Here is a 24,606-nt window from a genome sequence, read left to right on the forward strand (position 1 = left end):
GTATGCGGTCATAAATAGGCATCAAAGAAGAATTTATCATGAAGTACTCCATCATTTGTTAAAATTATGGTCAATTCTATGCCTGATCCCTCCTTTAAATAGCATAAATTGGATTAAAACAAGAATGACATAGATTAGGGATACAGGTAACACGCTGTCGATTTTAAAACTACTTATAGCAAAAACCCCTGCTGCACTGATTAACATCAAATAACAAGTCTGAATCGCCAGGTTAATGCCGGCATTTTCTGGGAAAATGCGCAAACAGAAACCAATAATATTGCCAAAAATAAAACCTAAACCAATATTAAAAAGCATTATAGGAAGCGCTAAAGTCCATAGGTTCAGTTCACACCAAAGTGCTAAAACCAATTGCAATGCAGTCGCGGTAGTCATAATGATAAAACCGAAATTAACAAGGATTCCGGGGGAAAATTTAGGGAGTAATAAACGATTGATCAAGGTACCTACTAAATAACTACAACCTATAGCTAATGCGCTATAACCATAAATTATTGGTGAATAGGCCAAGTTAACTTGAACAAGAAATACACCAATGGTCGGGTAAATTAATTGTTCTACTAAGACAATTCCTAAAATAATAATTCCTGCAAGTAAAGTCCTGTGTTTGAGCACTTGTCCGTAAGATTTTACTGTTTTTAAAAGACTTCTATTATTTGCAGGGGGTAAGCTTTCACGCAAAAATAAAAAGAGCACCAGCCCAATAAAAAAGGCAACTATAATATAGGCATAAAAATTAGCTTGCCAACCAAAATAATATTGCAGATATCCCCCAAAAAAAGGCGCTACCATTAAACCAAAACCATAGGCAACAGTGGTGTATAAAATTGCAATGATAAATCGTTGCCCAGTGAAATAGTCAACAATTATTGCTCGAGAGCCAATAGAACACGCTGCTGTAAACATCCCTTGAAAAAATCGGATTATCATTAATTGAGTAATGCTAGTCACAAAAGGGGCAAATGAGCTTACAATAATAAAAGCAAACATAGAGGGAATTAATGTTTTGCGACGTCCGTAGCAATCTATGAATACACCAAAAATTAAACTGCCAATAGCAAAACCCACCATGGTCATTGTAATTGTGTTTTTCATTAAATGAGTTGAAACCGAAAGATGTGTTGCTATTGCTGGCATTGATGGTGCATAAAGATCAAAGCAAATACTTGAAAAAAAATTCATTAACGGCGCAATGACCATAATAAAATTTAAATAGATTTTCTGATTTTTTATTAATAATACACTGTCCTTTAACATGCTTGGTTTTCCTCAATCGACTTACTTTTTCTTAAGAGCGTCTCTTTGTTCTTTTTCATCTTGCTGAATTAGTTGATTTTTATCTTGAAAATCAATCATTTTCTGTAAGAGAACTCTTCTTTTCTGTACTTCCGCCGGTTGAATAAGATCTCCCTTATTATTCCCCCAAGCATTTCGCTCATAAGTAAGAATAGCAGCTGTTTCAAGATTTGTCAGTCTGTTACCGAAAGCACGCATAATGCTTCCAGGAACACCTAAGAGTACCACGTCGATATGAGCAGCGCGGGTACTCTTCATAATTAGAGTACTTCCTTTTAATGCAGATACGCCTGGTTGTGCTCCACCAGCACCATCTGGAAGATGGCAGCGTGCGCAATGAGCCATGTATCCTATTTTTCCTTTGCTCATCAATTGTTCATAACTATAGACCCGTGAGACTTCTTTATCTTTTTTATTGGCAAGTTCAAGGAGTTCTTTTCTTCTCTGTGCAAATGCTTGAGGTTGAATCACTCCATGCCCATGATTTTGCCAAGCATTTGCTATATAAGTAGAGACAGCACTCAATTCGGTGTCAGAAAGCTCTTTTGCGAAGCTACGCATACGTGTTCCTGATGCGCCTTGAAGTAGCAAATCTATTTTATATGGGATTAAACTCTGTTCACTTGCAAGATAACTACCATCCAATTTGGGACCAAATGGAGCTTTGCCTTTGCCATTTAATTGATGACAACGTGCGCAATATGCGCGATAAATTGTTTTACCTAAGTTCATTTGCTCGACATAAGTATAGGTTTGCCCATTGGTATTATGAGGTTCTATAACGATATTTTTTCTTGTTTTAATGTCTTGGGGAGTAATCAAATCACCCGTATCATTATTCCAGGCATTTCGAATATATGTAATTACAGATGCAAGTTCTTCATCATTTAATATTTGTTTGAATCCTGGCATAGGGGTATCTTGAACACCATTAAGTACGATATCAAGGTTTCTAGTGATAGGTTTATCAATAGTCAGATAACTGCTATTATATAATCCCTTTCTTAATGCAGGAGCACCTAATAGTTGTCCTTCGCCGTTTAATTGATGACATCCAACACAATAAATTTGATAAATTTTTTTGCCTTCAGTCATTCTAGTAACAAACTCAGGTATGTTTTTTGATTGTTTCAAATCATCTGAAATGATAACCGTTGTAAACAATAGAAAAACAAGAAAACATATTAACCCACCTATAAGTTTAAAATGGTTTAAATCTCTAAGTTTTGTAAATCCTTTTAGCATAATCAAAGCTCCTGATAAATAAAATAATAATTGATTCTAATTTTGATATGCGACTATTGGGAATCTTATCAAAAACAATACCACTCCTTTTCTACTCCAGGAGATCAATCAATAAGCTTTCTTCTTGGTGCTCCTTTGATGCTAGTCGTTGTGTCTTGTGATATCAACTTTGTCGTAGATTCAATTGTAAATCAACTTGCTTATCATTCAATGATTACAAACTGTATTCTCTGCAAAAGGTTATTTTGCCACGAATTACAATTAGAGTTAAGGCGTCTGAAAGCTCAGATTGCTGAACTTGAGTATTTTGGTAAAGCTATAAGGAAAATGATGATAGACACCATCGGTGTCCAAACCACTTCAAGCTGCTCTTGTTAAGAGCAGGGGTGGTGAGCGTTGAAGAAAAGCCGGGAACACTCGGCAGGTATGGATTAGAAAGACGAATACCAATGAACCATCGGTGAAGCGTCGTTAGATTTAAAGATAGTACCAAAACCAAAGTTTACGCCGTACTTTGGGATAAGTTTGCGAGTAGACCTGAAGGCTGCGCATGTGGTACTCGGCAATGGAATCAGTCTTTCGGCATTTGAAATGTTATTGATATAACTGACATGCTCACTAAATCTTACCTAAAGACTACAAAGAAATAGTGCGGTGTATTTTAAATAAATACGCTGATAGCGTCATTAAGTCTGATTATTTTGATAATCAGACCGTATGTCATAAGTGTAGTTAATGTAGTCAACGTTAGATAATTGTTGTAATATTGCGCATCTAACGGGAGCTGTATTAATGAAAGTACAAAAAATTAAACTAAGCCCATACGATTACAGTTGGCTAGTTTTAGATGATAACTATTTACCTGTAAAACCCATCACAGAATTTATCCGTTATTTAAATAATGTTGATAAGTCACCATTTACTGTTAAAAGCTATGCTCATCACTTAAAGTTGTTTTGGGAGTTTTTAGTTTCTAGGCAGCTTGATTGGACTAAAATTAACTTATCAAATTTAGCAGCTTTTGTTGGTTGGTTACGTGAGCTTAAGGATGAGTCTGCCGTTATTGATATTATTGAAGATCGCTCTGCACGCAAGCCGGCCACAATAAATGTCATATTGGGCTGCTTATCAAGCTTTTATCGTTATCACAACCAGCTGGGTAATACCGATGTAACTATAACCGAATCAAAGAATCTACCCGGCAATCGGTATAAAGCCCTCCTTCATCATGTGTTTAAAAATAAACCTGTTCAAAGAAGAATCATATCAGTTCGACAAGTTAAGGAGTTACCTAAAACCATTACTGATGAACAACTTGTCCAGTTAAATGAAGCTTGCTCAAATTACCGAGATAGATTTTTGGTTGCGCTATTGTTTGAAACCGGGCTTCGTATAGGGCAAACATTAGCTTTGCGCCATGAGGACATCATTTGCTGGAATAATGAGATACACATTAAATACCGAACTAACAATGTAAACCAAGTTAGAAATAAATCTTACAAATCAAATACATTGCATGTTTCTAATTATGTTATGAATTTATACAGTGAGTATGTAAGTAGCTTAGATCAAAATAGGCTGGGTGATTATGTATTCATTAACCTTAATACTTATGAACCCCTCTGTTATCCTGCCATAAAAAAACTATTTGTTAATCTCAGTCAGAAATGTGGCTTTTACATTAGGCCTCATATGCTTCGCCATACCCACGCTTCATCATTGGTAAGGGCTGGCTGGGATATGGCTTTAGTTCAGAAGCGTCTCGGTCATACAAGTATACAAACAACAGTTAATACATATACACATATTGATACAAAACAGATGAAAGATGCTTTTAAAAGTTATATCTCCAAAAAGGAGAATAACTGATGAAAATGTCAGCACTAACATTAAATAAAACAGAAAATACTGCTGATCTGTTGTTAGAGAAAGATTTATGGTTAGCAAGTGATGTAGGCCTACAAGCTGACGCCACTCATGGGGCATATTATTTATCTTTTTCAAATATAACGATTGACTGGCTTAACAAAGCAGCCAAAAAATTTGTAAGATTGCAGGCGGCAACAAGAAGTTACTCCACCTGCCGCGGTTACATTCGAGGCTTTAATCATTTAAATGACTATATACAAACACTTAACACATTCATCACGCCTAATAATGTCAATCGTGTATTTATAGTGGGTTTTATTCAATATTTAGCGCAAAGAGGCTTGAATCCTATGACCCGTGGGATCACTCTTATGAATATAAGAACCTTTCATCAAGTTGCATTACAGGAAGAATGGCTGAATTTCCCAGACAAACCCTTTATTTTTAATAATGATTTGCCTAGAGATACAACAATCACACCTAAATTCATAAGCCAAGACGTTCTACTTCAGCTTAAACGCCATCTTCACTGCCTTAGTGACTGGATGCAAAGGTTCATCCTTGTATTGTTAGAAACAGGTCGCCGTGTAAGTGAGGTTTCTTTTTTAAAATTTGATTGTTTAGAGCAAGATAGCGATGGTGATTGGTTGCTGAGGGTGCATGAAAAAAAGCTTAAGCGTGAAAGGTTAATTCCAATTTCTCCTGCTTGTGTAGAAGCTATCAAAGCCCAACAGATAGATTTAACGGATAGTGGGCATATATCCCCCCTTCTTTTCCCTAGTCGACGGCAATCGAAGTCCCCTACTATTTCAGCCCCACATATAAATCGTGCATTGAATAAGTTAGCTCAAGAAAAAAATATAGTCGATGCTAATGGTATTATATGGAAATTTAGTTCCCATCAATTTAGACATACTGTGGGCTCTCAAATGATAAATGCTGGTGTACCTCAAGTTATGGTGCAGAAATATCTTGGTCATGAGTCACCCGAGATGACTGCCCGGTATGCCCATATCCACGATAATACAATGAAAGCTGCATTTGTCGATTATCAAGATAGATTGATTGATATACAAGGACAGATGAATTCTTCTAACGATCATCTAGACGCACGTTGGTTAAAGCAAAACATCCTGACTCAAGCATTACCTAATGGACTGTGTGCTTTACCTCTAACTCAGCAAAAATGCCCTCATGCTAATGCATGTTTAACATGCACACATTTCAGAACATCAAAGAAACACCTAGATCAACATAAATCACAACTTGAAGAAACCAATAAAATTATTGCTCAAGCTAATCAAAATGGATGGAAACGTGCTGAAGAAATAAATCAAGAAGTTGCTATAAGTTTAACAACGATTATAAATACTTTGGAAAATAATCCATGAGCAAAAATTTAAAAAAAACTGAGGGAATAATTAAAGCGTCTAAAGATAAAAAAGTTGAAACCATTCAAAAAGTTCTTGAGGCTTTAACATTAATGGAAAAAGAATCGATTCCAATAAATTTCCTCTCAGTTTACAAATTTACAGGTGTTTCAAGAAGCTGGCTCTACAAAGAGCCAGCCATTAAATCGCAGATAGAGAATGCCAAAGAGCGCATTAATAATCAATTAATGCGTGATCAAGCTATAAGACTTAAAGCAAAGGAAAAAGAGATTGAAGTATTGACGAAGCAAAATAAAATACTTCGTAATCAGATAGATGAGCTTAGAAAGCAGCTTGAGGTATCTTATGCTAATATTTATAAACAAGGGTAGTCTATTGAGAGAAAATGAAGGTTACAAACAACCCAATTTTAGTGTGTATAGACACCAATTTTTTTAATCAAAAAATGTTTGATTTTTCAAGTATTAGCTTCCAAAGCTTGATAAAGATAATCAAGGAAAAATCAATAAAACTAATAATGGTTGATGTTGTTGAGAATGAAATTAAACAACAAATAAAGAAAAAAATTGAAGTTGCTAATAAAGAACTTAGCACCGTCTTGAATACACCAAATTGTCGCTTTATAAAAAATGAAGTTAAATATTTATTTAAAGATCATATATCAAAGAGTTTAGAGGGGTTTGATGCTTTTTTAAAAGAAACAGATGCAATACCAGTATCATCATCAAGTGTACATGCAGAAGAAATATTAACACTATATTTCAATACCAGCCCCCCTTTTGGCCACAAAGAAATAAAAAAACATGAGTTCCCTGATGCATATATCTGTCTGTCATTGAAGTATTTTGCTCAAAAAAATAAAGAACGAATTTATCTCGTTTCTGAAGATAAAGGAATAAAACAATTTTGTGAATCAAATAATCAATATCTTCAACAAATTAAAACATTAAATGAGCTGCTGCGTATTCCGGTGAAAATGAACACCGATTCTGGTTGAACGTGAACACCGTATTCCGGTGAAAATGAACACCGATTCTGGTTGAACGTGAACACCTAGTATTTTAACGTATTGCCCCAAGCGTCTTTTACACCAAGTGTTCACTTTCAGTCAATTTTCCAAGGATTTTTCTCATAGACTCACCCTTTAAATTCATACGATGTGCGTTATGAACGAGTCGATCTAAAATAGCATCGGCTAAAGTATTATCGCCTATGCATGCATACCATTGATCTACAGGTAGTTGGCTAATGATCACTGTAGACGCATGCCCATGTCGATCATCCATTATTTCCATGAGATCGTTCCGTTGCGATTGAGTTAATGGTTCCATGCCCCAGTCGTCTATAATGAGTAATTGAATTTTAGATAAAGCCTGTAGTTCTTTATGATAGGTTCCATCAGCTTTAGCTTTGGTCAGCGCTAAGAACAAGCGAGNTAAACGGTAATATCTAGTCTGATACTCACGAAGACACGCACTGTAACCAATGCTGCAAGCAATGTATGTTTTACCGCTGCCACAAGGGCCAGTGATGAGTAGATTTTGTTTTTTAGTTACCCAGTCCATTTGCGCCAACTGCGCCACTTCGTTTTTGGTGATGTTGCGACCTTGTCCATAGTCAATATCGCGTATGTTTGCATTCAATTTAAATCGGGCTTGCCGAATCAGGCGTTCTTGTTTTCGCGTGTCGCGATTTAAGCGTTCTTGTTCAACAAGCAACTGTAAGCGTTCCTCAAAGCTTAATCCCTCATAGGTATTGGGCACCTCCTGTTGAGACTGCAGGGCGCTCGCCATAGCGTTAAGTTTTAACTGGCGTAACTGAGTAAGTAATTGATGTGTCATGATGTTATTCCTTGATTAGCTAATGAAACGAAAGAGGGCCACGGATGTTTTCATGGCTTTGCGGGAGATTAAGCGCCGGGGCATCCTGAGCAGGCAAAGTATCCGTGTTACTCTCAAGGATGTTTTTTATATGTTTTAATCGATGCAGCCCCGCTTTGTTTGCGTGCGAGCACGCCCTATTTAAACGCGTTGCGGGGTATCGTTTTGATAAATTTAATAATCCAAGGCACAGGCGATAAGCTTGCTCAGGATGTGTTTTTTTGTTCAGCTGAAGAGTAACCCAGCTTAGAACATCAGGGCCTATATCTTTAGCCCAGTTTTTTAGTCGCCCAGGATTCCATGCATGATGTTTTTCATGGCGTACGGGCATATGTCCTGGCTCAGTGGTCATTCCAGCAAAAAATTTTCTTGGATGACTGGTCACTATTTTTTGTTGAAAGTACAGCGACACCAAATTATCACTGACTTGGAGTTCAAGGATTTCACCAACAAATTGGTGTGGCACGGAGTAATGGTGCTTCTGGTATTGAATATGATAATCAACATTCACTTTAACCGATTTAATTTCGACAAACTGATACGAATATTTTGGTAAGGGCCGTAACGCGGGTTTATCAGTTAATTCAAATAAACTGCGCCTACAACCTGGCAGTTGTTTAAATGAGCGCTCATTAAGTTCGTGTAAGAGACTTTTAATGCATGCATTGACTTCTGCAAGAGAGAAAAACGTATGATGCCGAAGTTTGGCAAGAATCCAGCGCTCCACCACTTGAACTCCAACTTCTACCTTAGCTTTGTCTTTATGTTTATAGGGTCTTGCCGGCAGAATAGCTACCCCATAATGCGCGGCTAACTGCTGATAGCTTGGATTTATTTCTGGGTCATAACGGCATGCTTTGCTCACTCCACTGCGTAAATTATCTGGAATAATGAGTTCTGGTACGCCACCAAAAAAAGATAAGGCTCTAACGTGGCTACCCAACCAATCAGGTAAGGACTGAGACCATGTCGCCTCAGCAAAGGTATAACTTGAGCCGCCCATAACAGCGACAAATATCTGTGCTTTTTTAATTTCACCTGTTCTCGCATCAACAACCGCAACAGTTGGGCCGCAATAATCAACAAAGAGCTTTTCTCCAGCTTTATGTTGTTGTCGCATTGAGCGCTTTTGTTTCTTTACCCACTCCATATATAAAAAACAAAACTGAGCATAACTATAACAACGATTAGGATATTGCTGGGTGTACTCCTCCCATAATAATAGCTTAGTCATCCCTTTACGTTTAAGCTCTAAATGAGCTGTCGGCCAATCCGGCATTTCAAATCGATTAGAGGAACGACTGTCTGATTTAGGATAAAAGAGTAGTGCTAGTTGAGCATCATTTAGTGATTCAGGTAAGGGCCACGAGATATTTAACTCGCCTGCCTTGGATAATAATTTTTGAATCGCTCCAACACTTACTTTTGTGCTACGGCTAATTTGACGAAAAGAAAGCCCTGCTGCTAATCGTAACCTTAATATATCTCGAATATTACGCATTGTTAATCTCACATTCGGCATGCTCAATCTCCTTATTGGACTGATTGAGCATAACAAATCATTTTAAATTCAATGCGTTAAAATAGATTCTGAACGAATGTGAACACTCATTCTGGTAATGTGAACACCGATTCTGGAATTATCAGTAAAAGTGTTCACGTTAAACCAGAATCACTGTTCACATTTATTCAGTATAGGTGTTCACTTTGCTCCAGAATCGGTGTTCATTTTGAGCCGGAATATGCAATTCCATTTCTGGCGATTCCAATAAGTTCCGAAGACCATTTACAAAAAATGCTCCATGAAGCAGATTATCCTCATATTTATATAGAAAATAGCATTTTTCACATTAATGCATTATATGAAAGAAGTGAAATTTTTCCTGCTGCTCGAATTTATTATATGAACGCAAAAACTTTTGGAGAATTACTAGCTATTCAGAAGATTTTAGAAAAGAAAAATATAATCTTAAAAAAATTACCAATCTTGAATAATAAACAATTCGAAGAAAGAGTTGATGAAAAACAATACAGGAAGCTCTATCAAAATTGGAAACTAAAAAAAGATAAAGATACGAGTTTTCTTTCATCATTATTCACAGGAAGAGAAAGAAATACCATAGTTAATCAAGCCGTATGGTTAAATTCAGAAGAGTGTCTTATTTGCAAAAGCACTGCTGAATTAATAGCGACTACAAGCATATTTCAAGAATCAGGTATGCTCATTGGTGCTAAGTTTTGCGAACTACACTATAAAGAACTTTCTCAAACAGGTGGATTAATGCCTTACTTAAAGGATAAATTCAAAATGCCACCACATATTTTAATAGATCCACCTCTAGCAAGTCTCGATGATATTTTTATATATAATTACACAGCTATTCAGGAGCAGCTTGGTTGTCACTTAGAAAGAAACCAAGGACGAGTAATTACAGGAATTAGACCTTCAGGTGTCAAAGTTATTTTTCGATTAGATGCTCTTGATGACTATGCTTATAATATTAATCTTCCTAATGGTCAAAGGTTTTCTCGAATTGACTCGAGCAATCACCATGCTATTGATTTTGGTCCCGATCATATTCATAGGCGATTAACTCATAGTCAAAAAAATAAAGTAGAGTCGAGTTTTACTTATGGGGTACCCTTTGCTGATTACAAAATAATCCTGGAATTAATTGAAGCAGCAGAAGCAACTCTTGATAAACACGAAGTGGCTCTATAACAGGTATAAATTTCCTAAGCTAATGAAGTTTTCTTGGTTAGAGCGGACATAGATAGGAAACTAAGCTCACCGTGACAGATGTAATAATTCTTCATTATGTCTATGAAATCACTTTTCCGAACTATCGTTTCAATAAGGCAATATTCTGAGTTGATGGACAATTCAGCCAATATTTCGGTTAGTTCTACCCTGCTATTCAACCGTCCAATAGTAAAATTGAATATGTTGTGGTTTACTATCTTGTTAAAGTACAAAAGCTAAACCCAAACTTAGCCATGTTAATGTCTGCTTGATCAGCAAGCTGAGCTCTGTTACTAAAAAATTAATCAAGAATGAGATCAAACCAACAGAAATTGGAGATCAGAAGATACTTGCACGTGACGCGCTGGCTCAGTATAAGGATAAGCTTTCAAAACTATTTAATAATAGCGCAGATCTACCTCAGCACTGATGGCTACCCTTCCTGTTTTGTTCTATTTTAATACTAAAAAACCCTCTTTTTTATATTGATGTCCCATAAATGTCCCAAAAAGATATTTTACCAAGTAAAAAATCATTTAAATCAATAAATAAAAACAATAAAACATCGGATTAACTATCATAAGGTTCATAGTACTCAATTGTATCTTCAATATAGTTAGGATAACCAATTAAGTGAAAAAACAAATAAATTCCCAAGACAAATTAAAATTCGAATGCCCCCAAGTATTCAACATTTTTCATTATTTATTTCAGGATTTAAGCAGCCGCTTTAGGATCTCACTCAATATTCCCGAGCGGTAACATTTTTATTTAATATGCAAAAAACATCATATTATTACCGATCGGGAACATTTTCTGGAATTTTCTTAAAATAGGGTATAAAATTACCGTACGGGAACATTAAAAGAAAAATGATGATTCAATCTCCAGAAAATATAGGATGTTATATTCGCAAAGTTCGTAAAGAACTTAATGTTACCCAAAAAGATTTGGCTTTAACTGCCGGAACTGGATTACGTTTTATTATTGATTTGGAAAATGGAAAGCCAACTTGTCAAATTGGAAAAACACTGCAAGTACTACAAGTACTAGGGATTCAACTCAACTTATCTCATACTGAGTTTGAAAATGAAAAATCATAACTTGGATGTCTATCTTAACCAAATACTAGCAGGTCAATTAAGTATTGATGCGCATGGTGACATGTCTTTTGTCTATGATGATAGATACCTTGAAAACAAGAATAATCTCCCTTTGTCACACTCACTTCCCGTTAAAAAAACCCTTTATTCAATGCAGCAATGCCGTCCGTTTTTTAGTGGTCTCTTACCTGAAGCCCATATGCGTACTGCTATTGCTCGTCAATTGGGTATCAGTGAAAAAAATGATTTTGCCTTATTAGCTGCTATTGGTGGTGAGTGTGCTGGGGCTGTGATGATGTTGCCTCAAAATACCTCCATAGTTCAGCTAAAGCCAGACTATAAAATTATTCAAAAAAAGGACATATTAGAAATACTGCAAACCATGCACCAAAGACCTATGATAGTCGGTGAGGATGGAATCCGTTTATCCCTTGCTGGAGCTCAGGATAAACTCCCAGTTGCTATTATTGAAGGAAATCTCGCAATACCAATGAATGGTGCACCCAGTACTCACATTTTAAAACCAATTAATCGAGACTTTCCCACCCTAATTGAAAATGAGTGTTTCTGCCTTAATCTGGCGCAAAAAATTGGATTAAATGCTGTGGATGCAGCTATCCATTACGCTGATGACACCCCTTATCTTTTGGTTAAACGCTATGATCGGATTGAGACAGAGCAAGGAATCCAACGCCTTCATCAAGAGGATTTTTGTCAGGCAATGGGCATAAGCCCTGAGATGAAATATCAGCGAGAAGGTGGCCCCAAAATTAGTGAGTGCTTTGGTTTGATAAGAAATATATCAAGTCTCCCTGTCTTGGATATTAAAGAATTATTACAGGGGATTCTGTTTAATGTGATTATTGGTAACAATGATGCACATAGCAAAAATTTCTCTTTGCTCTATCATGGTTCAAAAACTCGTTTAGCACCTTTCTACGATATGATTGCAACCGTATATTATCCTAATCTTGCTAATAAAATGGCGATGAAAGTTGGTAGTAAATATGATTTTGATGGCTTATTCTCTCGTCACTTTACACAAATGGCAGAAGAGTCTCTTTTATCTGGTGCCCTGGTACGTAAAGAAGTCTTAAATCTAATTAGCAAAATTCAAAAAAACATAACGCCTAGTCCCTTTACCAGCATTATTTTGCAACGTGCTGATAAATTATTTCAGAGGTTCCAAAAGTCTTCTGCGGAATAAGATTTATATAATTTAGATGACAAATATATTCAACTTCATGCCCCTGTTTCACTCATATGCTCAAGCAAAAAGTTAGTAACCTGCTGCATTGGCTTACGTAATCGCTCAACATCTTTCATGATATATCCTGCGGTTACATCATTATTCATTTTATAATTGAGTAATCGCTTCAATGCATAAGCAGAACATAAATTTTTATTATTCCCCCCAAATTTACCGTGATAACAGTAATTTTTAGGAACTTATAATAAATAAATATGGGAAAATCAGAAAATCAATCAAAATTTACCGCCATAACAGTAATTTATAGTAAATTAATGCAAAGAAATGCAATAATAAATTTATTTTAATCATTATTACTGCTATAACAGTAATATATAATTAATTTTCGGTGCTCCATGCCCAAACACGAAATTGCCAATTTAATCCATTATTACCGCAAACAAAGCGGCTTATCACAACAGGAATTAGCTCGGTTAGCGGGTGTCGGCAAGACGGTTATCTATGATATTGAAAAAGGGAAAGAATCTGTGCGGCTGAATACATTGCTAAAAGTATTAGATGTTTTAAATATCCAAATTAAATTTGAAACACCTTTTCCTCAAACAACGGATAATAATTCATGAGAAAAGCATACGTATCAGTAAATGGCATTAAGGCTGGGATATTAGAAGAATTACAAGGTGGAAAATATCAATTTACCTACTTTGATGATTATCAGGGCGCACCTGTGTCTCTCACAATGCCGTTCACCAATAAGATCTATGATTTTGACGTATTTCCCCCTTTTTTTGAAGGATTGCTACCTGAAGGTATTATGCTTGAAGCATTATTACGCAAATATAAAATCGATAAAAATGATTATTTTGGCCAATTGATAATAGTTGGCCAAGATGTCGTAGGCGCAGTGACGATTGAGGAACTAAGATGAAACACTGTCCTATTACTTATGAAAAGATTAGTGATCAAGAAAACTATTCGCAACGTGGATTGCATTTGCTTTCCCCTCAATTAAAAAACCTTAGTCCATTAGATTTAAGTGCTGATGAGCAGCGGCAGGAAGCAATTGCGCGCGTAGGAAAGATGTCTGTTCAGGGCGTCCAAAAAAAACTAAGTGCCAAACTAAAAATTAAAGAGGGATGTTTTGAAATCGTTGATCAATATGGTCAGTATATTTTAAAACCACAAAGTGATATTTATCTAGAATTGCCTGAAAATGAAGCCGTTACTATGACACTTGCAAAAACTATAGGCCTCGAAGTTCCGCTTCATGGTTTGGTTTATTCTAAAGACAACAGTTTAACCTACTTCATTAAACGCTTTGATAGAATAGGCCATAATAAAAAGTTAGCTTTAGAAGATTTTGCACAGCTATCAGGTGAAGATCGACATACAAAATATAAAAGTTCTATGGAAAAAGTCATTGCAGTCATAGAACAGTTTTGTACATTCCCAAAAATTGAATTCGTGAAATTATTTAAGTTGACGTTGTTTAACTTCTTGGTCGGCAATGAAGACATGCATCTAAAAAATTTTTCCTTAATTACTAAGGATAGAAAAATTTCCATATCACCAGCCTACGATTTACTTAACTCAACCATCGCTCAAAAAAATACCAAAGAAGAACTGGCTTTACCTCTAAAAGGAAAAAAAAATAATTTAACAAAGAATGATTTTCTTAAATATTTTGCTATTGAAAAATTAGGATTAAACCAGAACGTCATCGATGGGATCGTACAAGAGTTCCATCAGGTAATCCCAAAATGGCAAGAGCTGATTGGTTTCAGTTTTTTATCTCAACCGATGCAGGAAAAATATCTCGAATTGCTAGAGCAACGGTGCAAACGATTAAATTTTATTGATTAACTAATATCCGTGGTCTCCATTATATGCTTAAGTATAAAATTAGCCACTTGTTGCATAGGTTTTCTTAATCGCTCAACGTCTTTCATGATATACCCTGCTGTAACGTCATTGTTCATTTTATGGTTGAGTAACCGCTTCAAAGCATAAGCAGGCAAATCAAGGCTATCAGCTATAGTCGCAAAAGTTCTTCTCAAGTCATGCAAAGTAAATGGAACGCCTGATAATTCCACCACCCTATTCACCGCCTTTTTAGGTTCATAGATATAGCCCGTTTTACTTTCCGCTGGAAATACAAATTCACTGGTTTTATTCCGGCTTCTGCGCTCCATTAGCTCATAGACAAAATCAGACATAGGTAATGTGTGGATTTCGCGGTTTTTGGTGTCTTGCAGGGTGATGGTTTTAGATTTGAGATCAATATCTTCCCAACGCAAAGATGCAGCTTCCATTTTTCGCATACCAGTGAACAAGAGCAATAAAAAATAATCATGCCACAGTAAAGCGTTGCGATAATTATCAGTTTCCACCAGAATAATAACCGCTTTATACCAGTCGGCTAATTGATGAGGTTTGATGACTGTTTGTTTGCGATCTACTCGATACCATGCCCGGGTATGAGATAGGTATTTGACTGGGTTAATGGTGATGATGGGATGACCATTCCCATCTTGGTATTCATACATGGCGTAATTAAAAATAGCTCTTAATACCCTCATGGCATTATTGGCACGTGCTTTACTATTTGCTTGACCATGCTTGGTGTGTCGCTTGGCTATCATCTCACGGGTGATATTCACCAGCGGTTTATCAAGCCAGTCAGGTACTACCTCATGCAGCACACATTGATAATCGTTTAAGGTGCGTGGTTTTAAATCTTTTCTTGTTTTGAGATAATCATTCAACACTTGCTGTAAGGTCATGGCATGAACTTTTTTGGTTTTCTTTTCTGCTATCGGATCATCACCTCTGGCCACACTTCCCAAAAGACTCTTGGCTTGCTTTCTGGCTTCTTCAACCGTCAAGTTGCCGTATTTGCCTAATGTGACTCTTTTTACCTTGCCATTGATTCTGGTTTCAACGATGAAACTTTTGACACCACCTGAAGTAATTCTTAAAGCAAAACCTTTTAAATCATTATCACGATAAAAAGTTTGGGTTTTTCCGGGAATATGCTCGAGCTTATCAACGATGGTTTTGGTTAATTTCATACCCTTTTCAGCTTCCGCCATAACTTACCCCTAAAATTCCATGTAGACGCCATGTAGACACATTATTTAAAACTAAATAAATTTCAATATGGCAAATTATGGCTTATAAACGTTGATTTTAAAAGGGTTTTAAAATAATTTAAAACCTGATAAAACCTGCTAAAACCCCTATTTTACAGACTCATAATCCGTTGGTCCCAGGTTCAAGTCCTAGTGGGCCCACCAATAAAAACCGTTAAAATCAATAAATTGTAATTGACTATCCCCCCCTCAAAAACCATTGTGGGGATTTTGTGGGGCACAGTCGACATAAACTCATAAACTAACTACCAAAAGCAGTTTGTAGCAGGATATAATCAATTAAAACAAGCAGGTATTAACAGATAATTGTTTACTTTTAGGACATAAGGCTTTTATAATTTGCTTATTTTTTAAGCAAGAGGCTGTCTGAAGTGAATAAAACAATTTCAGTGTATTTTAGTGGGACAGGTTTTTCAATTGATGATAGTCGCTTTTTGGCTACTTCTTTACTAGCCCGAACAGAGGAAAATGAATCTCAAATTAAGATGGGATTTAATGGTTGTGGTGTCGATTATGGATTTAATGGAACCATTTTTGGCTCTGGCCTCAATGAGCAATGCAAGAAGGTTATTGATCGCATTATACAAGAAATAAATGCTGGCCACCAAATAACACTCAATGTTTACGGCCATAGCCGTGGAGGGATAGCTGCGCTATTACTTGCCAAACAACTAGGTAGTATTGATAAAGAAAAACTTGCTATTAATTTAGCGTTGCTTGATCCGGTACCTGGTAATTTTATTACTACTTCAAGCATTGATCCATTTAAGATAAGTTTGACTAATAAGACCATGGATTTAAGTGACTGTAAGCCGTTAAGAAAAGTGTTGGCCTTATATCCACACATCCCGCTCCCTGCTATTGCATGTCATGCTCCTTTATTAGTTTCTTATCCCCAAGAGACTGAAGTTGAAGAAGAAGTCGTTAACGGTTGTCATGCACAGGCGGAGCAAATATTTCATTCTTCTTCTAAGTTAGTAAAACTTCGTGTAGAAGAATTTTTAGTGAAAAATGGTACTCAGCTTCAAACAGATAGAGATTACAATGATACTGAAGCAATGAAGCAAACCTATCTTAGTCGTTATCAAGAAGAATTGGCTTATGTTGATCAAACCCTGTCAAGAGAGGCTCATTCAGCTCGAGGAATGGTAATTACTGCCACACCTGGAGCAAAATATTTAAATAACCGCCATAAAGCATTGGTTGGAGATAGATCTCAAGAACCCGTTTCCTTAAGCATTCAACCTGAAAAAGGACTTTTCTCTTGGTTCAGAAGATTTTTTACTCATCATCCTTTAGTAGGGCAAGCAATTAAGTGGACGTTGATTGCTTTGTCAGTAGCAAGTTTATTATACTTTACGGGTGGTTTAGCAGCAATTCCATTATTAGCACCGATTGTAGTCAAGCTCGGATCATTAAGTCTCTTAGCATTTTCTCCTATAATTGGTGGTGCTCTGGCTGCATTATGGTACGGTGCTGCGAAACCCATTTTATCCTGGTGTGCCAGCAAATTCTTTTATCCTCACTATGCAATCCGTAAGACAGAAGCACCAAGAGTAGAATCTCCAGATTCTACAAGAGAATTAATGGACGCCTTAGGTGTTGATCGTTCTTCAGCAGCTAATTCACCCACTGTTGACTCAGCTCCTTATCAAGGGAAATCACCTCTACATTCTGCACGAAAAGTAGTTAAAGAAGAATTGCAACATGGTAGTGAGCAAAAAGGTTCTTTATTCTTCAGCTAGCAAGCTAGTAAAAGTTCAAGTTCCGGGGTCATAACTCCCGGAACATCTGATCATGGAGGCATCGCAAATATTAATCTTCCTTTTTCTTTATCCAAGCAGCTAGCCTTTCTTCATGTTCTATTTTCTCCTGCTTTCTTCTTTCAACAACCTCTATATCTCTACGTTGCCGGTTAAGAAAATTGGCAAATTTATTTGCTTCCTTCATTGTCAATTGCCCAGAAATTACTGCCTGGGGTCCATATATGGTCAAGTAATTAGTTGGGGCCCTCGTGTATTGCCATAATTAAAACCCGCGCTAGACAAATACCAACCACCTTCTTCCATGATATTCTTTGCTACTATAAAATTACCATATATTTTGTGCCTCATGAGAAACATATGTCGAAAACTATCAGTGAAAAATTAAACAACTTGAATAAAGAAGCGCTTATTGAGATCATCGTCAATATTGCCAATGAAAACAGGGAGACAAAAAAACTTGTATCAACTTTTATGGCAGCCCATGATCCCAATGAAATGTATAAAACTTTAAACAAGGACATCACCAACATAAAAAACGGCAAACGGTTTATTTCTTATTATGAGGCGAACGCATTTACAGCTCATCTGGACTCAATTTTATCTAAAATTGATGACTACCTGACAAGACAAGCTCCCAATTTAGCGCTTAAACTCTGCAAACGCTTTATTGAAATTGATGAAAAACTTTTTGAGCGAATAGATGACTCCAATGGCTGTCTGGGGAGCTTTTACTATGATGTGTTTGAAGTATTAGACAAGGCCTTCAGCTTTTCAGATGAGGCACCGCAAACAATCGCCGATTACATTTTATCCATTTACTTTAATGATGCCTATGGCAATCGAGGAGCAATAGTAGATTGCTTAAAGCAGTGTTTAACAGAGCCAGTAATCAAGGCATTAGAAACGGCATTACCAGACATAAAATCACCTGATACCACACCTGAATTTAATCGCGATCATCCTAATTGGGATTTTGACGCCTATATGCATAACCATCGAGTTATCAGCATACATAAAAAAATTGCTGATAAACGGCAAGACGTGGATCGCTATATTGAGCTTATAAAGCTAGAAAAAGTTGATGATAAGGCCATCTGCAAAATTGCAAAACGATTGAATGGTGCATTCAGAAGTGAGGAGGCCATATCCTGGCTGAAACAAATAAGTGACAACAGTTTTGATTCATACACTCGTGACAAACTGCTCATTGAAGCGTACATGCTTGAAGGCGATGTACAACAGGCAAAAACTGTAATCTGGAGTAATTTTAAAAACAGCCTAGCAGTTGAAACATATTTTGAGTACCTGAAACTGGCTAATGATAATGAAAAGGAACATGCGGTAAAAGAAGCATTGCAAATGGCAAAAGAAAGCCGAATTCTTGCCAGTGGATTCAAGTTCTTACAGGATCTAAATGAATTTGATGCCATTGAGCAATTGTATTTTGCCCGAGAGGAAGAAGTGAATAGCAGTGATTATTCTATTTACCGAAAATTATCCACCGAATTGAATAAACAAGGTAAAAGCCTCATCGCAACCTTATTAAGAAGAAAACTTGTTGAAGACGTATTGGCGGCAGCTCGATCCAAATCATACCGATATGCCGCAAGTGACTTAAAATTGGCTTCAGATTTTGCAAAAAATATCTCTGATTGGAAGGGATACCCGACACATGCTGATTATCTTAATCAGTTAAAATCCCAACACCCAAGGAAAATGAGTTTTTGGTCTTTAGTATACACTAATACTTCTGAATAATAGGGTATAGATTCTAATGTATTATTAACCTCTGAGAAGTGCCAGTGTCCTCAATGCCCCATGACTGGAAACTGACATGGGGACGGCTCTAACCCAGTAACCACGGGGGATCCCCACTTGCGAAATACAAGGTATCGCGTCTTGCCTTTTGCCTCAATAATCATAACAGATAAAAAAAGGGGGGCCGGGACGCTCCCCGTCAAATAGAAACTAATTTGTATCATTTCAAATAGGATCCGTGCCAGATTGTCCCCTATTGTTGTTGCTGTTATTCCATTAGATTTACTAAATCGCCACATTCTGGCGGCTTCATTAATTGCATCACTCTTTATTTGTACTGGATCACCTAGCCAATCACTGAGCAAACTCAGATTTGCCTGAAAATTCTGATTTACGATACCTTGGATGGACTTTCACATGCCAAAGTGGCAGCATCATAAATAATGGAATCAAGCAGCAAATAAACAATGTGAGGAAGAAATTATCCCAGCCGTAATTTTTGATAATTGCACCCAAAGGAGCACCAGCCAGAACAGCACCTAAACAATAAGCAAAAAATCCGGCAAAGCCAGTTGCCGTCGCCGCGGCTTTTTTATGTGCTAACTCCGCACACGCCAAACCGATCATCATTTGTGGTCCAAAGATAAAAAAACCAAAGAAAAAAAGAAACAAAGAATCGAGGAATGGTGTATATTCCCTAGCCAAAGTAAATAGCAACAACGTGGCAAATACGCCTGCCGTAAAGAGAACATTGATTGGATTGCGTTTACCTTGAAATATTTTATCAGAAAGCCAGCCGGCAACCAGATTTCCAAAAAAACCACCAACCTCAAACCATATGACACAACTACCTGCTGTGATTAAGGAATAATCCTTCACTTCCGTTAAGTACAGCATGCTCCAATCATTAATGGCCGTTCGGACAATGTAAATAAACAAATAAGAAATGGACAGTATCCAAATATAGGGGTTGCTCAACACATAATTCCAAAGAATTTCTTTGACTGAGAGTTCTGTTTTTTCTTCGTGGTGATTTGATAAATCAGAAAAATCCTCCCGGTATTGCTCTATCGCAGGTAAACCAAGCGACTGCGGAGTATCTCTTAAACGATTGATTAAAAAAACACCTCCTAAAATGCAGATGATCCCAGGCACAAACATGGCTGAACGCCAGCCAAAATACTGCGCACACATAGCAACAATCAATGGAATTAATGCACCACCAACGTTATGTGATGTATTCCAGATACTCCACCAACGACCACGTTCAGATTGAGAATACCAATGTGTTAATAATTTAGTACACCCTGGCCATCCCCACCCTTGAAACCAACCATTCAATCCCCAAAAAATAGCAAACAACCACCAGGTGGAAGACAAGCCAAACAAAATATTAACAATACCTGTCAAAATTAGCCCAATCGCCATTAAATAACGAGGATTTGACTTATCGCCAAGAATTCCACTCAAAAATTTGCTGATGCCATAACTTAAGCTCAAAATGCTAGCAATCATTCCCAGTTCAGTTTTGCTCATCCCCAAGGAGCTTTGTAATGCAGGCATCACGAAGGTAAAACTTTTTCGCGTAAAATAAAACAAAGCATACCCTATATACATTGCATAAAAGGTGCGAATACGCCAATAACGATATTGCCGTTTAACAATGGTTTTATCCTGAATTTCATTAAGATAAAGAGCGGGTTTTAGAAAATTCAAAAATGCCATGATTGTCCATCATCAGGATAAAAAAATAAGATTAGAATGTAACTAGCAAAGTATGTCAAATTTTTCTAATGAAAATGATAGCGATATCATACTTATTAATAATTAATTAAAAATTTAAATGGAATTCTTGTGAAATTATAAATAAGCTACATGGTTTGCATTAAAAAGGGATTTGTCGGAATGAAAGAAATAGTTAGTTTATTAGAACAAGATCAAATCGATTTTACTATTCATAAACGTCCTGAAGTCATAATGGTTTTAAGAAGAAAATTTCATACTCAAAAAGATTGGATTATTACTTCTTTCAATCAATATCAATTTACTGAAGAAGAATCGCAAAAAGTCCAACAAGCCATTCTCAATGGGGATCTTCGAATAACAGATCTTCTAAAACGTCCATTTTCCCACTATTTTTGGAGTTTCCTTACCTTTAAGTGGGGAGAGATACTTGCTGGTGGAAAAAGATTATCTAAGCAAGAGGTCTTACAAATTGCTACCTACTCTAACAATGGCCAAGAATTTGCAAGAACCCCCATTCAAAATAGAAATAGGCTGATAAAAGGAGTGCCATTAGTGGTTGGCAAAGTCGTTACCTCCATGGCGCTTTGTATGGTATTTTGCCTGGGATTATTAAGTACCTTAGGAGCCCCCTTTGGTGTTGGCCTCGGCTTAGCGATAGTACTTTCCTTATGTAACGGGATAGTTTGTTTATTAAGTCGTGGGCAAACCATGCTTGATAGTGCAGGCTTTCATCCTAAAAAACAAAAAACGTTTAAGAGCCCTGAAGAAAATATAAAACAAAAAACGATCTTCGATAGAGGTCAGAAATTATTTTTTGGTATCGTGACATTATTGGCATGTATTTCTGCGGGCATTTCTGGATATGCTGGTCTTGTAGGACTTCTCACTTTTTTGGGGGCAGGTATGATTGCCTCTAACCCTCTAGTTTTGACAGTTACGATTGGGTTATCTGTGATTGCAGCTATCTCTTTTTATTCGTTTCAAGCTGCAGGCATACGTGAAAATTATGCAAAATTTAAAAATCTTTTTATTGAAGATTATAAAAAACCCTATGGTCTTTTGCGATGTGTCTTATTGGGAATCGTAAGTACGGTCTTTTTAGCTGTTTATGCAACGCTAACTTGGTTTACTACCGTATCAGGGGTTAATAAGCTTTTCAATGCTTTCGGTGCGCATCCGGATACCTTTTTAGCACACGTTCTTTCTATGATATGTACTTCGACAACCATGGTTGTTAATACTTTTTCACAAGTATATAAAGTCTTTAACCCGAAAACGTACGTCGATCTAAAAGAAAAATTTGAATCAATACATCAACCACCGGAGGAATACCAAACAAAAGCACAAAAGATAAAGTATGGAGCCATCAATATGCTTAAATTATGTGCTTTGATAGGTGATTCTCTTGCCTATTCTGTTGCCGGTGGAATCCGAAGCGGAATTCATGTTGGTGAAACACTAGGAGAAACAATAGGGGCAAAACTTGCCTTAACCATTACCATGGCAATATTGTCTCCAGTGATTTTAGTATTCGTATCGATAGCTTTTACTTGGCCTACCGTTTTTCATAGAAAAAAATCGACTCCATATCCTTCACAGATGGAGAAGCCATTGATAGAAAAAATGAGTCCAAGCCATACTCCAGATGCACTTCAAAATAAGACTCTATTACCAACATCCGAAAAATCGCCCAAACCTAATAACTCTAAAATTAGGCAAGCAGGGCTAAGATTTTTTGATGCAGGATTGAGTGAAGAGTGTATGCTTGAGCCCAGTTGTAGCCCTACTTTAGAGGAAAGAACAGTTTTGACATCCTCCTCGCGATAAATGATATGTATTGGAGACGGGCATGGCTCTGGCATTGGAGTCCATGCTCCGTCCCTGCCCCTCCCCAATATGTACAATTTGTATTTAACGAATGACTGTAGTGAAATGAGAGGCTCCCTCAGGAGCCGCCCCCATTCGTCAACCCAATGATTTGCAAAAGGTGTCTCCGCCACAGAAGTAGCCTGAGACGATAATACTGGTTGCCGATTATTGTGAACTACCTTGGTAGACTGATGGCATTTATCTGTTCTTTTAATTCAGGATTGATATTGGCTTCGTCAATTTTTTGTTTTATCAGGTTGGATTTTGCCCAGAACATGCATTGATATAAAAGTGAGATTGGGGTTATATGCCCAAGCTCACGAGCCATACGTTCAGCAAGCGGGTTTATAGTTTCTTGCAAAGTCCAATCAAGTAATATGACATTTTTAATATTAGGAAAAACCGCTTTTAATGCCAACCGTTGAGCCTGTGACATGTCTCTAGCCTCATCATAACCCAAATAAAGAGTATCAATCTGGGGTAAAAAATCCTGAAGCTGATTTATAACCATTGGGTCGAGAAGATTGAGGCGGTTATAACATAGATTGAGGGTCGTTATAGTTTGTGGAATGGCGGTAAAGTAGTATTAAATTCTCAGCAGATAGTTCATTCAGACGGTTAAATGAAATATCAAGAGAGCCGATGCTTGAGGGCAGCTGAATGAGTATTTCACTTAGTTCCGCAAATCGAATGTTCGCGTTTAAACATAAATCAGTTTCTTCTTGAGGAATGGCTTTAATTTCTTCAATGATTTCGGCAAGGCTTCCTTCTCGCTTTTTTATGTAGTAAGTCATTTTTAACTTTCTTTGGTTTAAATGGAAAAAAATTGCACTTTATGCTCTTTGTCTGCCAACTATTGTTAATTTGAACAAAAAATGACGGTCCGGGACAATCTCTGTCAAATATCCACCAATTTGTATCATTTAAAATAAGCCCTTCCCGGAGCGTCCCCTATTGTTGATAAACTAACAAGATAACTCATTTGCTTGCTAAACAAGGCATCCGGCCATTCGAGGAAAGATATCTTTCTTACCTATTTGATAAGAACTTATAAAATCTCTTGCATCAAAAAATACCATTTGATTTGCAGATTGTTCTTCAGCAGATTTATTAATTTTTTCCACTAATTCATTAACATTTAAATTTAAATATTCACCATGATTTGGATCAAAAAATGAATATGTATTATCATTTATTTTCTTAATGAGCATTGAATGACCATCCATGGACAGTCCATTCTTTTTAAAAACAAAAAATTTAATGTAAAAACCAACTTCTAGTTGCTCCAATCGTTCTGAAAGCATTGATTTATCAACGCATGCCCAAGTTTTACCATCAGGTAATTTTATACGGCTATAGGGTAACTTCGCAAAAGGAGAATTTGAAAACAGATTACATGGATATATAGAAAAAAGTACCGCGACTAGACGGGTAAAAAAGCTGGTAACATTCAAAATGTGAGTGTCTTCAACTTTTTTAAGATTATCCAGGGTAATTTTATCTCCATATTTATTTCTATAATTCATTACAAAGTTCGTGTTATCTTTAAATTTCATC

General features: G+C 36.7%; 22 protein-coding genes and 2 pseudogenes. 13 read left to right on the forward strand and 11 right to left on the reverse strand.

The window, feature by feature from the left end:
* Positions 1–51: 51 nt before the first annotated feature.
* Together LDG_RS08260 and LDG_RS08265 are read right to left on the reverse strand one after the other, a co-directional pair.
* Complete coding sequence (locus LDG_RS08260; protein WP_006870816.1) at positions 52–1,278, reverse strand: MFS transporter; 1,227 nt, start codon at positions 1,276–1,278, stop codon at positions 52–54.
* Between the two features lie 21 nt (positions 1,279–1,299).
* Positions 1,300–2,562 (reverse strand): c-type cytochrome, encoded by a 1,263-nt coding sequence (locus LDG_RS08265; protein ID WP_006870817.1) that lies wholly within the window; start codon positions 2,560–2,562, stop codon positions 1,300–1,302.
* 792 nt (positions 2,563–3,354) lie between these two features.
* Between LDG_RS08265 and LDG_RS08270 the strand changes: the two genes are divergently transcribed.
* Genes LDG_RS08270 through LDG_RS08285 form a run of 4 tightly spaced genes read left to right on the forward strand, consistent with a single transcriptional unit; the run spans position 3,355 to position 6,819 of the window.
* Positions 3,355–4,431, forward strand: a complete 1,077-nt coding sequence (locus LDG_RS08270; RefSeq protein ID WP_006870818.1) for a tyrosine-type recombinase/integrase — start codon at positions 3,355–3,357, stop codon at positions 4,429–4,431.
* The gene (locus tag LDG_RS08275) at positions 4,431–5,822 is read left to right on the forward strand and encodes a tyrosine-type recombinase/integrase (RefSeq protein WP_006870819.1); all 1,392 of its coding nucleotides are present in this window, start codon (positions 4,431–4,433) and stop codon (positions 5,820–5,822) included. Before LDG_RS08270 ends, LDG_RS08275 begins: the two co-directional genes overlap by 1 nt.
* Positions 5,819–6,193 carry a DUF6262 family protein gene (locus LDG_RS08280; RefSeq protein WP_006870820.1) on the forward strand — a complete coding sequence of 125 codons (375 nt, stop codon included), beginning with the start codon at positions 5,819–5,821 and terminating at the stop codon, positions 6,191–6,193. Before LDG_RS08275 ends, LDG_RS08280 begins: the two co-directional genes overlap by 4 nt.
* A gap of 14 nt (positions 6,194–6,207) precedes the next feature.
* Positions 6,208–6,819: a PIN domain-containing protein gene (locus tag LDG_RS08285; RefSeq protein ID WP_006870821.1), complete on the forward strand. Its 612-nt coding sequence runs from the start codon at positions 6,208–6,210 to the stop codon at positions 6,817–6,819.
* 88 nt (positions 6,820–6,907) lie between these two features.
* Here the strand turns inward: LDG_RS08285 and istB are convergent, their stop codons facing one another.
* Both istB and istA read right to left on the reverse strand, forming a co-directional pair.
* Complete coding sequence (gene istB / locus LDG_RS08290; RefSeq protein ID WP_006870822.1) at positions 6,908–7,663, reverse strand: IS21-like element helper ATPase IstB; 756 nt, start codon at positions 7,661–7,663, stop codon at positions 6,908–6,910.
* A 19-nt stretch (positions 7,664–7,682) separates the two neighbouring features.
* Entirely contained in the window at positions 7,683–9,224 is a 1,542-nt protein-coding gene (gene istA, locus LDG_RS08295; protein ID WP_006870823.1) for an IS21 family transposase, read from the reverse strand.
* Positions 9,225–9,302: 78 nt separating this feature from the next.
* Here istA and LDG_RS08300 point away from each other — a divergent pair, with 78 nt between their 5' ends.
* The 3 genes from LDG_RS08300 to LDG_RS08310 all read left to right on the forward strand — a co-directional run bounded on the left by LDG_RS08300 (position 9,303) and on the right by LDG_RS08310 (position 12,755).
* Entirely contained in the window at positions 9,303–10,424 is a 1,122-nt protein-coding gene (locus LDG_RS08300; protein ID WP_006870824.1) for a hypothetical protein, read from the forward strand.
* Positions 10,425–11,317: 893 nt separating this feature from the next.
* Complete coding sequence (locus LDG_RS08305; RefSeq protein ID WP_233491440.1) at positions 11,318–11,548, forward strand: helix-turn-helix transcriptional regulator; 231 nt, start codon at positions 11,318–11,320, stop codon at positions 11,546–11,548.
* Positions 11,535–12,755 carry a type II toxin-antitoxin system HipA family toxin gene (locus tag LDG_RS08310; protein WP_040534994.1) on the forward strand — a complete coding sequence of 407 codons (1,221 nt, stop codon included), beginning with the start codon at positions 11,535–11,537 and terminating at the stop codon, positions 12,753–12,755. Before LDG_RS08305 ends, LDG_RS08310 begins: the two co-directional genes overlap by 14 nt.
* A gap of 35 nt (positions 12,756–12,790) precedes the next feature.
* Here LDG_RS08310 and LDG_RS20710 read toward each other — a convergent pair.
* Positions 12,791–12,937 (reverse strand): annotated as a pseudogene (locus LDG_RS20710) (integrase); the annotation flags it as partial.
* Positions 12,938–13,153: 216 nt separating this feature from the next.
* Here LDG_RS20710 and LDG_RS08315 point away from each other — a divergent pair.
* From LDG_RS08315 to LDG_RS08325, 3 genes are read left to right on the forward strand one after another with little or no spacing between them, the layout of a single operon-like run.
* Positions 13,154–13,381, forward strand: coding sequence for a helix-turn-helix transcriptional regulator (locus LDG_RS08315; protein ID WP_006870829.1), 228 nt, complete (start codon positions 13,154–13,156; stop codon positions 13,379–13,381).
* Positions 13,378–13,686: a HipA N-terminal domain-containing protein gene (locus LDG_RS08320; protein WP_006870830.1), complete on the forward strand. Its 309-nt coding sequence runs from the start codon at positions 13,378–13,380 to the stop codon at positions 13,684–13,686. The genes LDG_RS08315 and LDG_RS08320 overlap by 4 nt, the downstream gene beginning before the upstream one ends.
* Positions 13,683–14,621: a lpg2370 family Dot/Icm T4SS effector gene (locus tag LDG_RS08325; RefSeq protein ID WP_006870831.1), complete on the forward strand. Its 939-nt coding sequence runs from the start codon at positions 13,683–13,685 to the stop codon at positions 14,619–14,621. The genes LDG_RS08320 and LDG_RS08325 overlap by 4 nt, the downstream gene beginning before the upstream one ends.
* On the opposite strand, the gene LDG_RS08330 is transcribed toward LDG_RS08325, so the two are convergent.
* On the reverse strand, positions 14,618–15,850 hold the full coding sequence (locus LDG_RS08330) for a tyrosine-type recombinase/integrase (protein ID WP_006870832.1): 1,233 nt from the start codon (positions 15,848–15,850) through the stop codon (positions 14,618–14,620). The two genes, LDG_RS08325 and LDG_RS08330, sit on opposite strands and share 4 nt — an antisense overlap.
* 431 nt (positions 15,851–16,281) lie before the next feature.
* Between LDG_RS08330 and LDG_RS08335 the strand changes: the two genes are divergently transcribed.
* A complete protein-coding gene (locus tag LDG_RS08335) occupies positions 16,282–17,655 on the forward strand; it encodes an alpha/beta hydrolase (protein ID WP_006870833.1) in 1,374 nt (457 codons plus the stop codon).
* Positions 17,656–17,725: 70 nt separating this feature from the next.
* On the opposite strand, the gene LDG_RS20520 is transcribed toward LDG_RS08335, so the two are convergent.
* Positions 17,726–17,860: a hypothetical protein gene (locus tag LDG_RS20520; RefSeq protein WP_006870834.1), complete on the reverse strand. Its 135-nt coding sequence runs from the start codon at positions 17,858–17,860 to the stop codon at positions 17,726–17,728.
* Positions 17,861–18,033: 173 nt separating this feature from the next.
* Here LDG_RS20520 and LDG_RS08340 point away from each other — a divergent pair, with 173 nt between their 5' ends.
* Entirely contained in the window at positions 18,034–19,434 is a 1,401-nt protein-coding gene (locus tag LDG_RS08340) for a DUF6880 family protein (RefSeq protein ID WP_006870836.1), read from the forward strand.
* Positions 19,435–19,788: 354 nt separating this feature from the next.
* Here LDG_RS08340 and pgtP read toward each other — a convergent pair whose 3' ends face one another.
* Positions 19,789–21,159 carry an MFS transporter gene (gene pgtP / locus LDG_RS08350; RefSeq protein ID WP_006870837.1) on the reverse strand — a complete coding sequence of 457 codons (1,371 nt, stop codon included), beginning with the start codon at positions 21,157–21,159 and terminating at the stop codon, positions 19,789–19,791.
* A 180-nt stretch (positions 21,160–21,339) separates the two neighbouring features.
* Between pgtP and LDG_RS08355 the strand changes: the two genes are divergently transcribed.
* Positions 21,340–23,007, forward strand: coding sequence for a hypothetical protein (locus LDG_RS08355; protein ID WP_006870838.1), 1,668 nt, complete (start codon positions 21,340–21,342; stop codon positions 23,005–23,007).
* A gap of 217 nt (positions 23,008–23,224) precedes the next feature.
* Here the strand turns inward: LDG_RS08355 and LDG_RS08360 are convergent, their stop codons facing one another.
* The 3 genes and pseudogenes from LDG_RS08360 to LDG_RS08370 form a co-directional block, all read right to left on the reverse strand.
* Entirely contained in the window at positions 23,225–23,560 is a 336-nt protein-coding gene (locus LDG_RS08360) for a hypothetical protein (protein ID WP_006870839.1), read from the reverse strand.
* 22 nt (positions 23,561–23,582) lie between these two features.
* The gene (locus tag LDG_RS08365; RefSeq protein WP_006870840.1) at positions 23,583–23,843 is read right to left on the reverse strand and encodes a hypothetical protein; all 261 of its coding nucleotides are present in this window, start codon (positions 23,841–23,843) and stop codon (positions 23,583–23,585) included.
* A 195-nt stretch (positions 23,844–24,038) separates the two neighbouring features.
* Positions 24,039–24,606, reverse strand: a pseudogene (locus LDG_RS08370) (hypothetical protein); the annotation flags it as partial.

Origin of the sequence: Legionella drancourtii LLAP12, assembly GCF_000162755.2 — a bacterium.
Lineage (GTDB): Bacteria > Pseudomonadota > Gammaproteobacteria > Legionellales > Legionellaceae > Legionella > Legionella drancourtii.

Coding starts and splice junctions, on each gene's coding strand:
- LDG_RS08260 (WP_006870816.1), bottom strand. CDS start 1,278: ATGTTAAAGGACAGTGTATTATTAATAAAAAATCAGAAAATCTATTTA.
- LDG_RS08265 (WP_006870817.1), bottom strand. CDS start 2,562: ATGCTAAAAGGATTTACAAAACTTAGAGATTTAAACCATTTTAAACTT.
- LDG_RS08270 (WP_006870818.1), top strand. CDS start 3,355: ATGAAAGTACAAAAAATTAAACTAAGCCCATACGATTACAGTTGGCTA.
- LDG_RS08275 (WP_006870819.1), top strand. CDS start 4,431: ATGAAAATGTCAGCACTAACATTAAATAAAACAGAAAATACTGCTGAT.
- LDG_RS08280 (WP_006870820.1), top strand. CDS start 5,819: ATGAGCAAAAATTTAAAAAAAACTGAGGGAATAATTAAAGCGTCTAAA.
- LDG_RS08285 (WP_006870821.1), top strand. CDS start 6,208: ATGAAGGTTACAAACAACCCAATTTTAGTGTGTATAGACACCAATTTT.
- istA (WP_006870823.1), bottom strand. CDS start 9,224: ATGCCGAATGTGAGATTAACAATGCGTAATATTCGAGATATATTAAGG.
- LDG_RS08305 (WP_233491440.1), top strand. CDS start 11,318: ATGATGATTCAATCTCCAGAAAATATAGGATGTTATATTCGCAAAGTT.
- LDG_RS08310 (WP_040534994.1), top strand. CDS start 11,535: ATGAAAAATCATAACTTGGATGTCTATCTTAACCAAATACTAGCAGGT.
- LDG_RS08315 (WP_006870829.1), top strand. CDS start 13,154: ATGCCCAAACACGAAATTGCCAATTTAATCCATTATTACCGCAAACAA.
- LDG_RS08320 (WP_006870830.1), top strand. CDS start 13,378: ATGAGAAAAGCATACGTATCAGTAAATGGCATTAAGGCTGGGATATTA.
- LDG_RS08325 (WP_006870831.1), top strand. CDS start 13,683: ATGAAACACTGTCCTATTACTTATGAAAAGATTAGTGATCAAGAAAAC.
- LDG_RS08330 (WP_006870832.1), bottom strand. CDS start 15,850: ATGGCGGAAGCTGAAAAGGGTATGAAATTAACCAAAACCATCGTTGAT.
- LDG_RS20520 (WP_006870834.1), bottom strand. CDS start 17,860: ATGAAGGAAGCAAATAAATTTGCCAATTTTCTTAACCGGCAACGTAGA.
- LDG_RS08340 (WP_006870836.1), top strand. CDS start 18,034: ATGTCGAAAACTATCAGTGAAAAATTAAACAACTTGAATAAAGAAGCG.
- pgtP (WP_006870837.1), bottom strand. CDS start 21,159: ATGGCATTTTTGAATTTTCTAAAACCCGCTCTTTATCTTAATGAAATT.
- LDG_RS08355 (WP_006870838.1), top strand. CDS start 21,340: ATGAAAGAAATAGTTAGTTTATTAGAACAAGATCAAATCGATTTTACT.
- LDG_RS08360 (WP_006870839.1), bottom strand. CDS start 23,560: ATGGTTATAAATCAGCTTCAGGATTTTTTACCCCAGATTGATACTCTT.
- LDG_RS08365 (WP_006870840.1), bottom strand. CDS start 23,843: ATGACTTACTACATAAAAAAGCGAGAAGGAAGCCTTGCCGAAATCATT.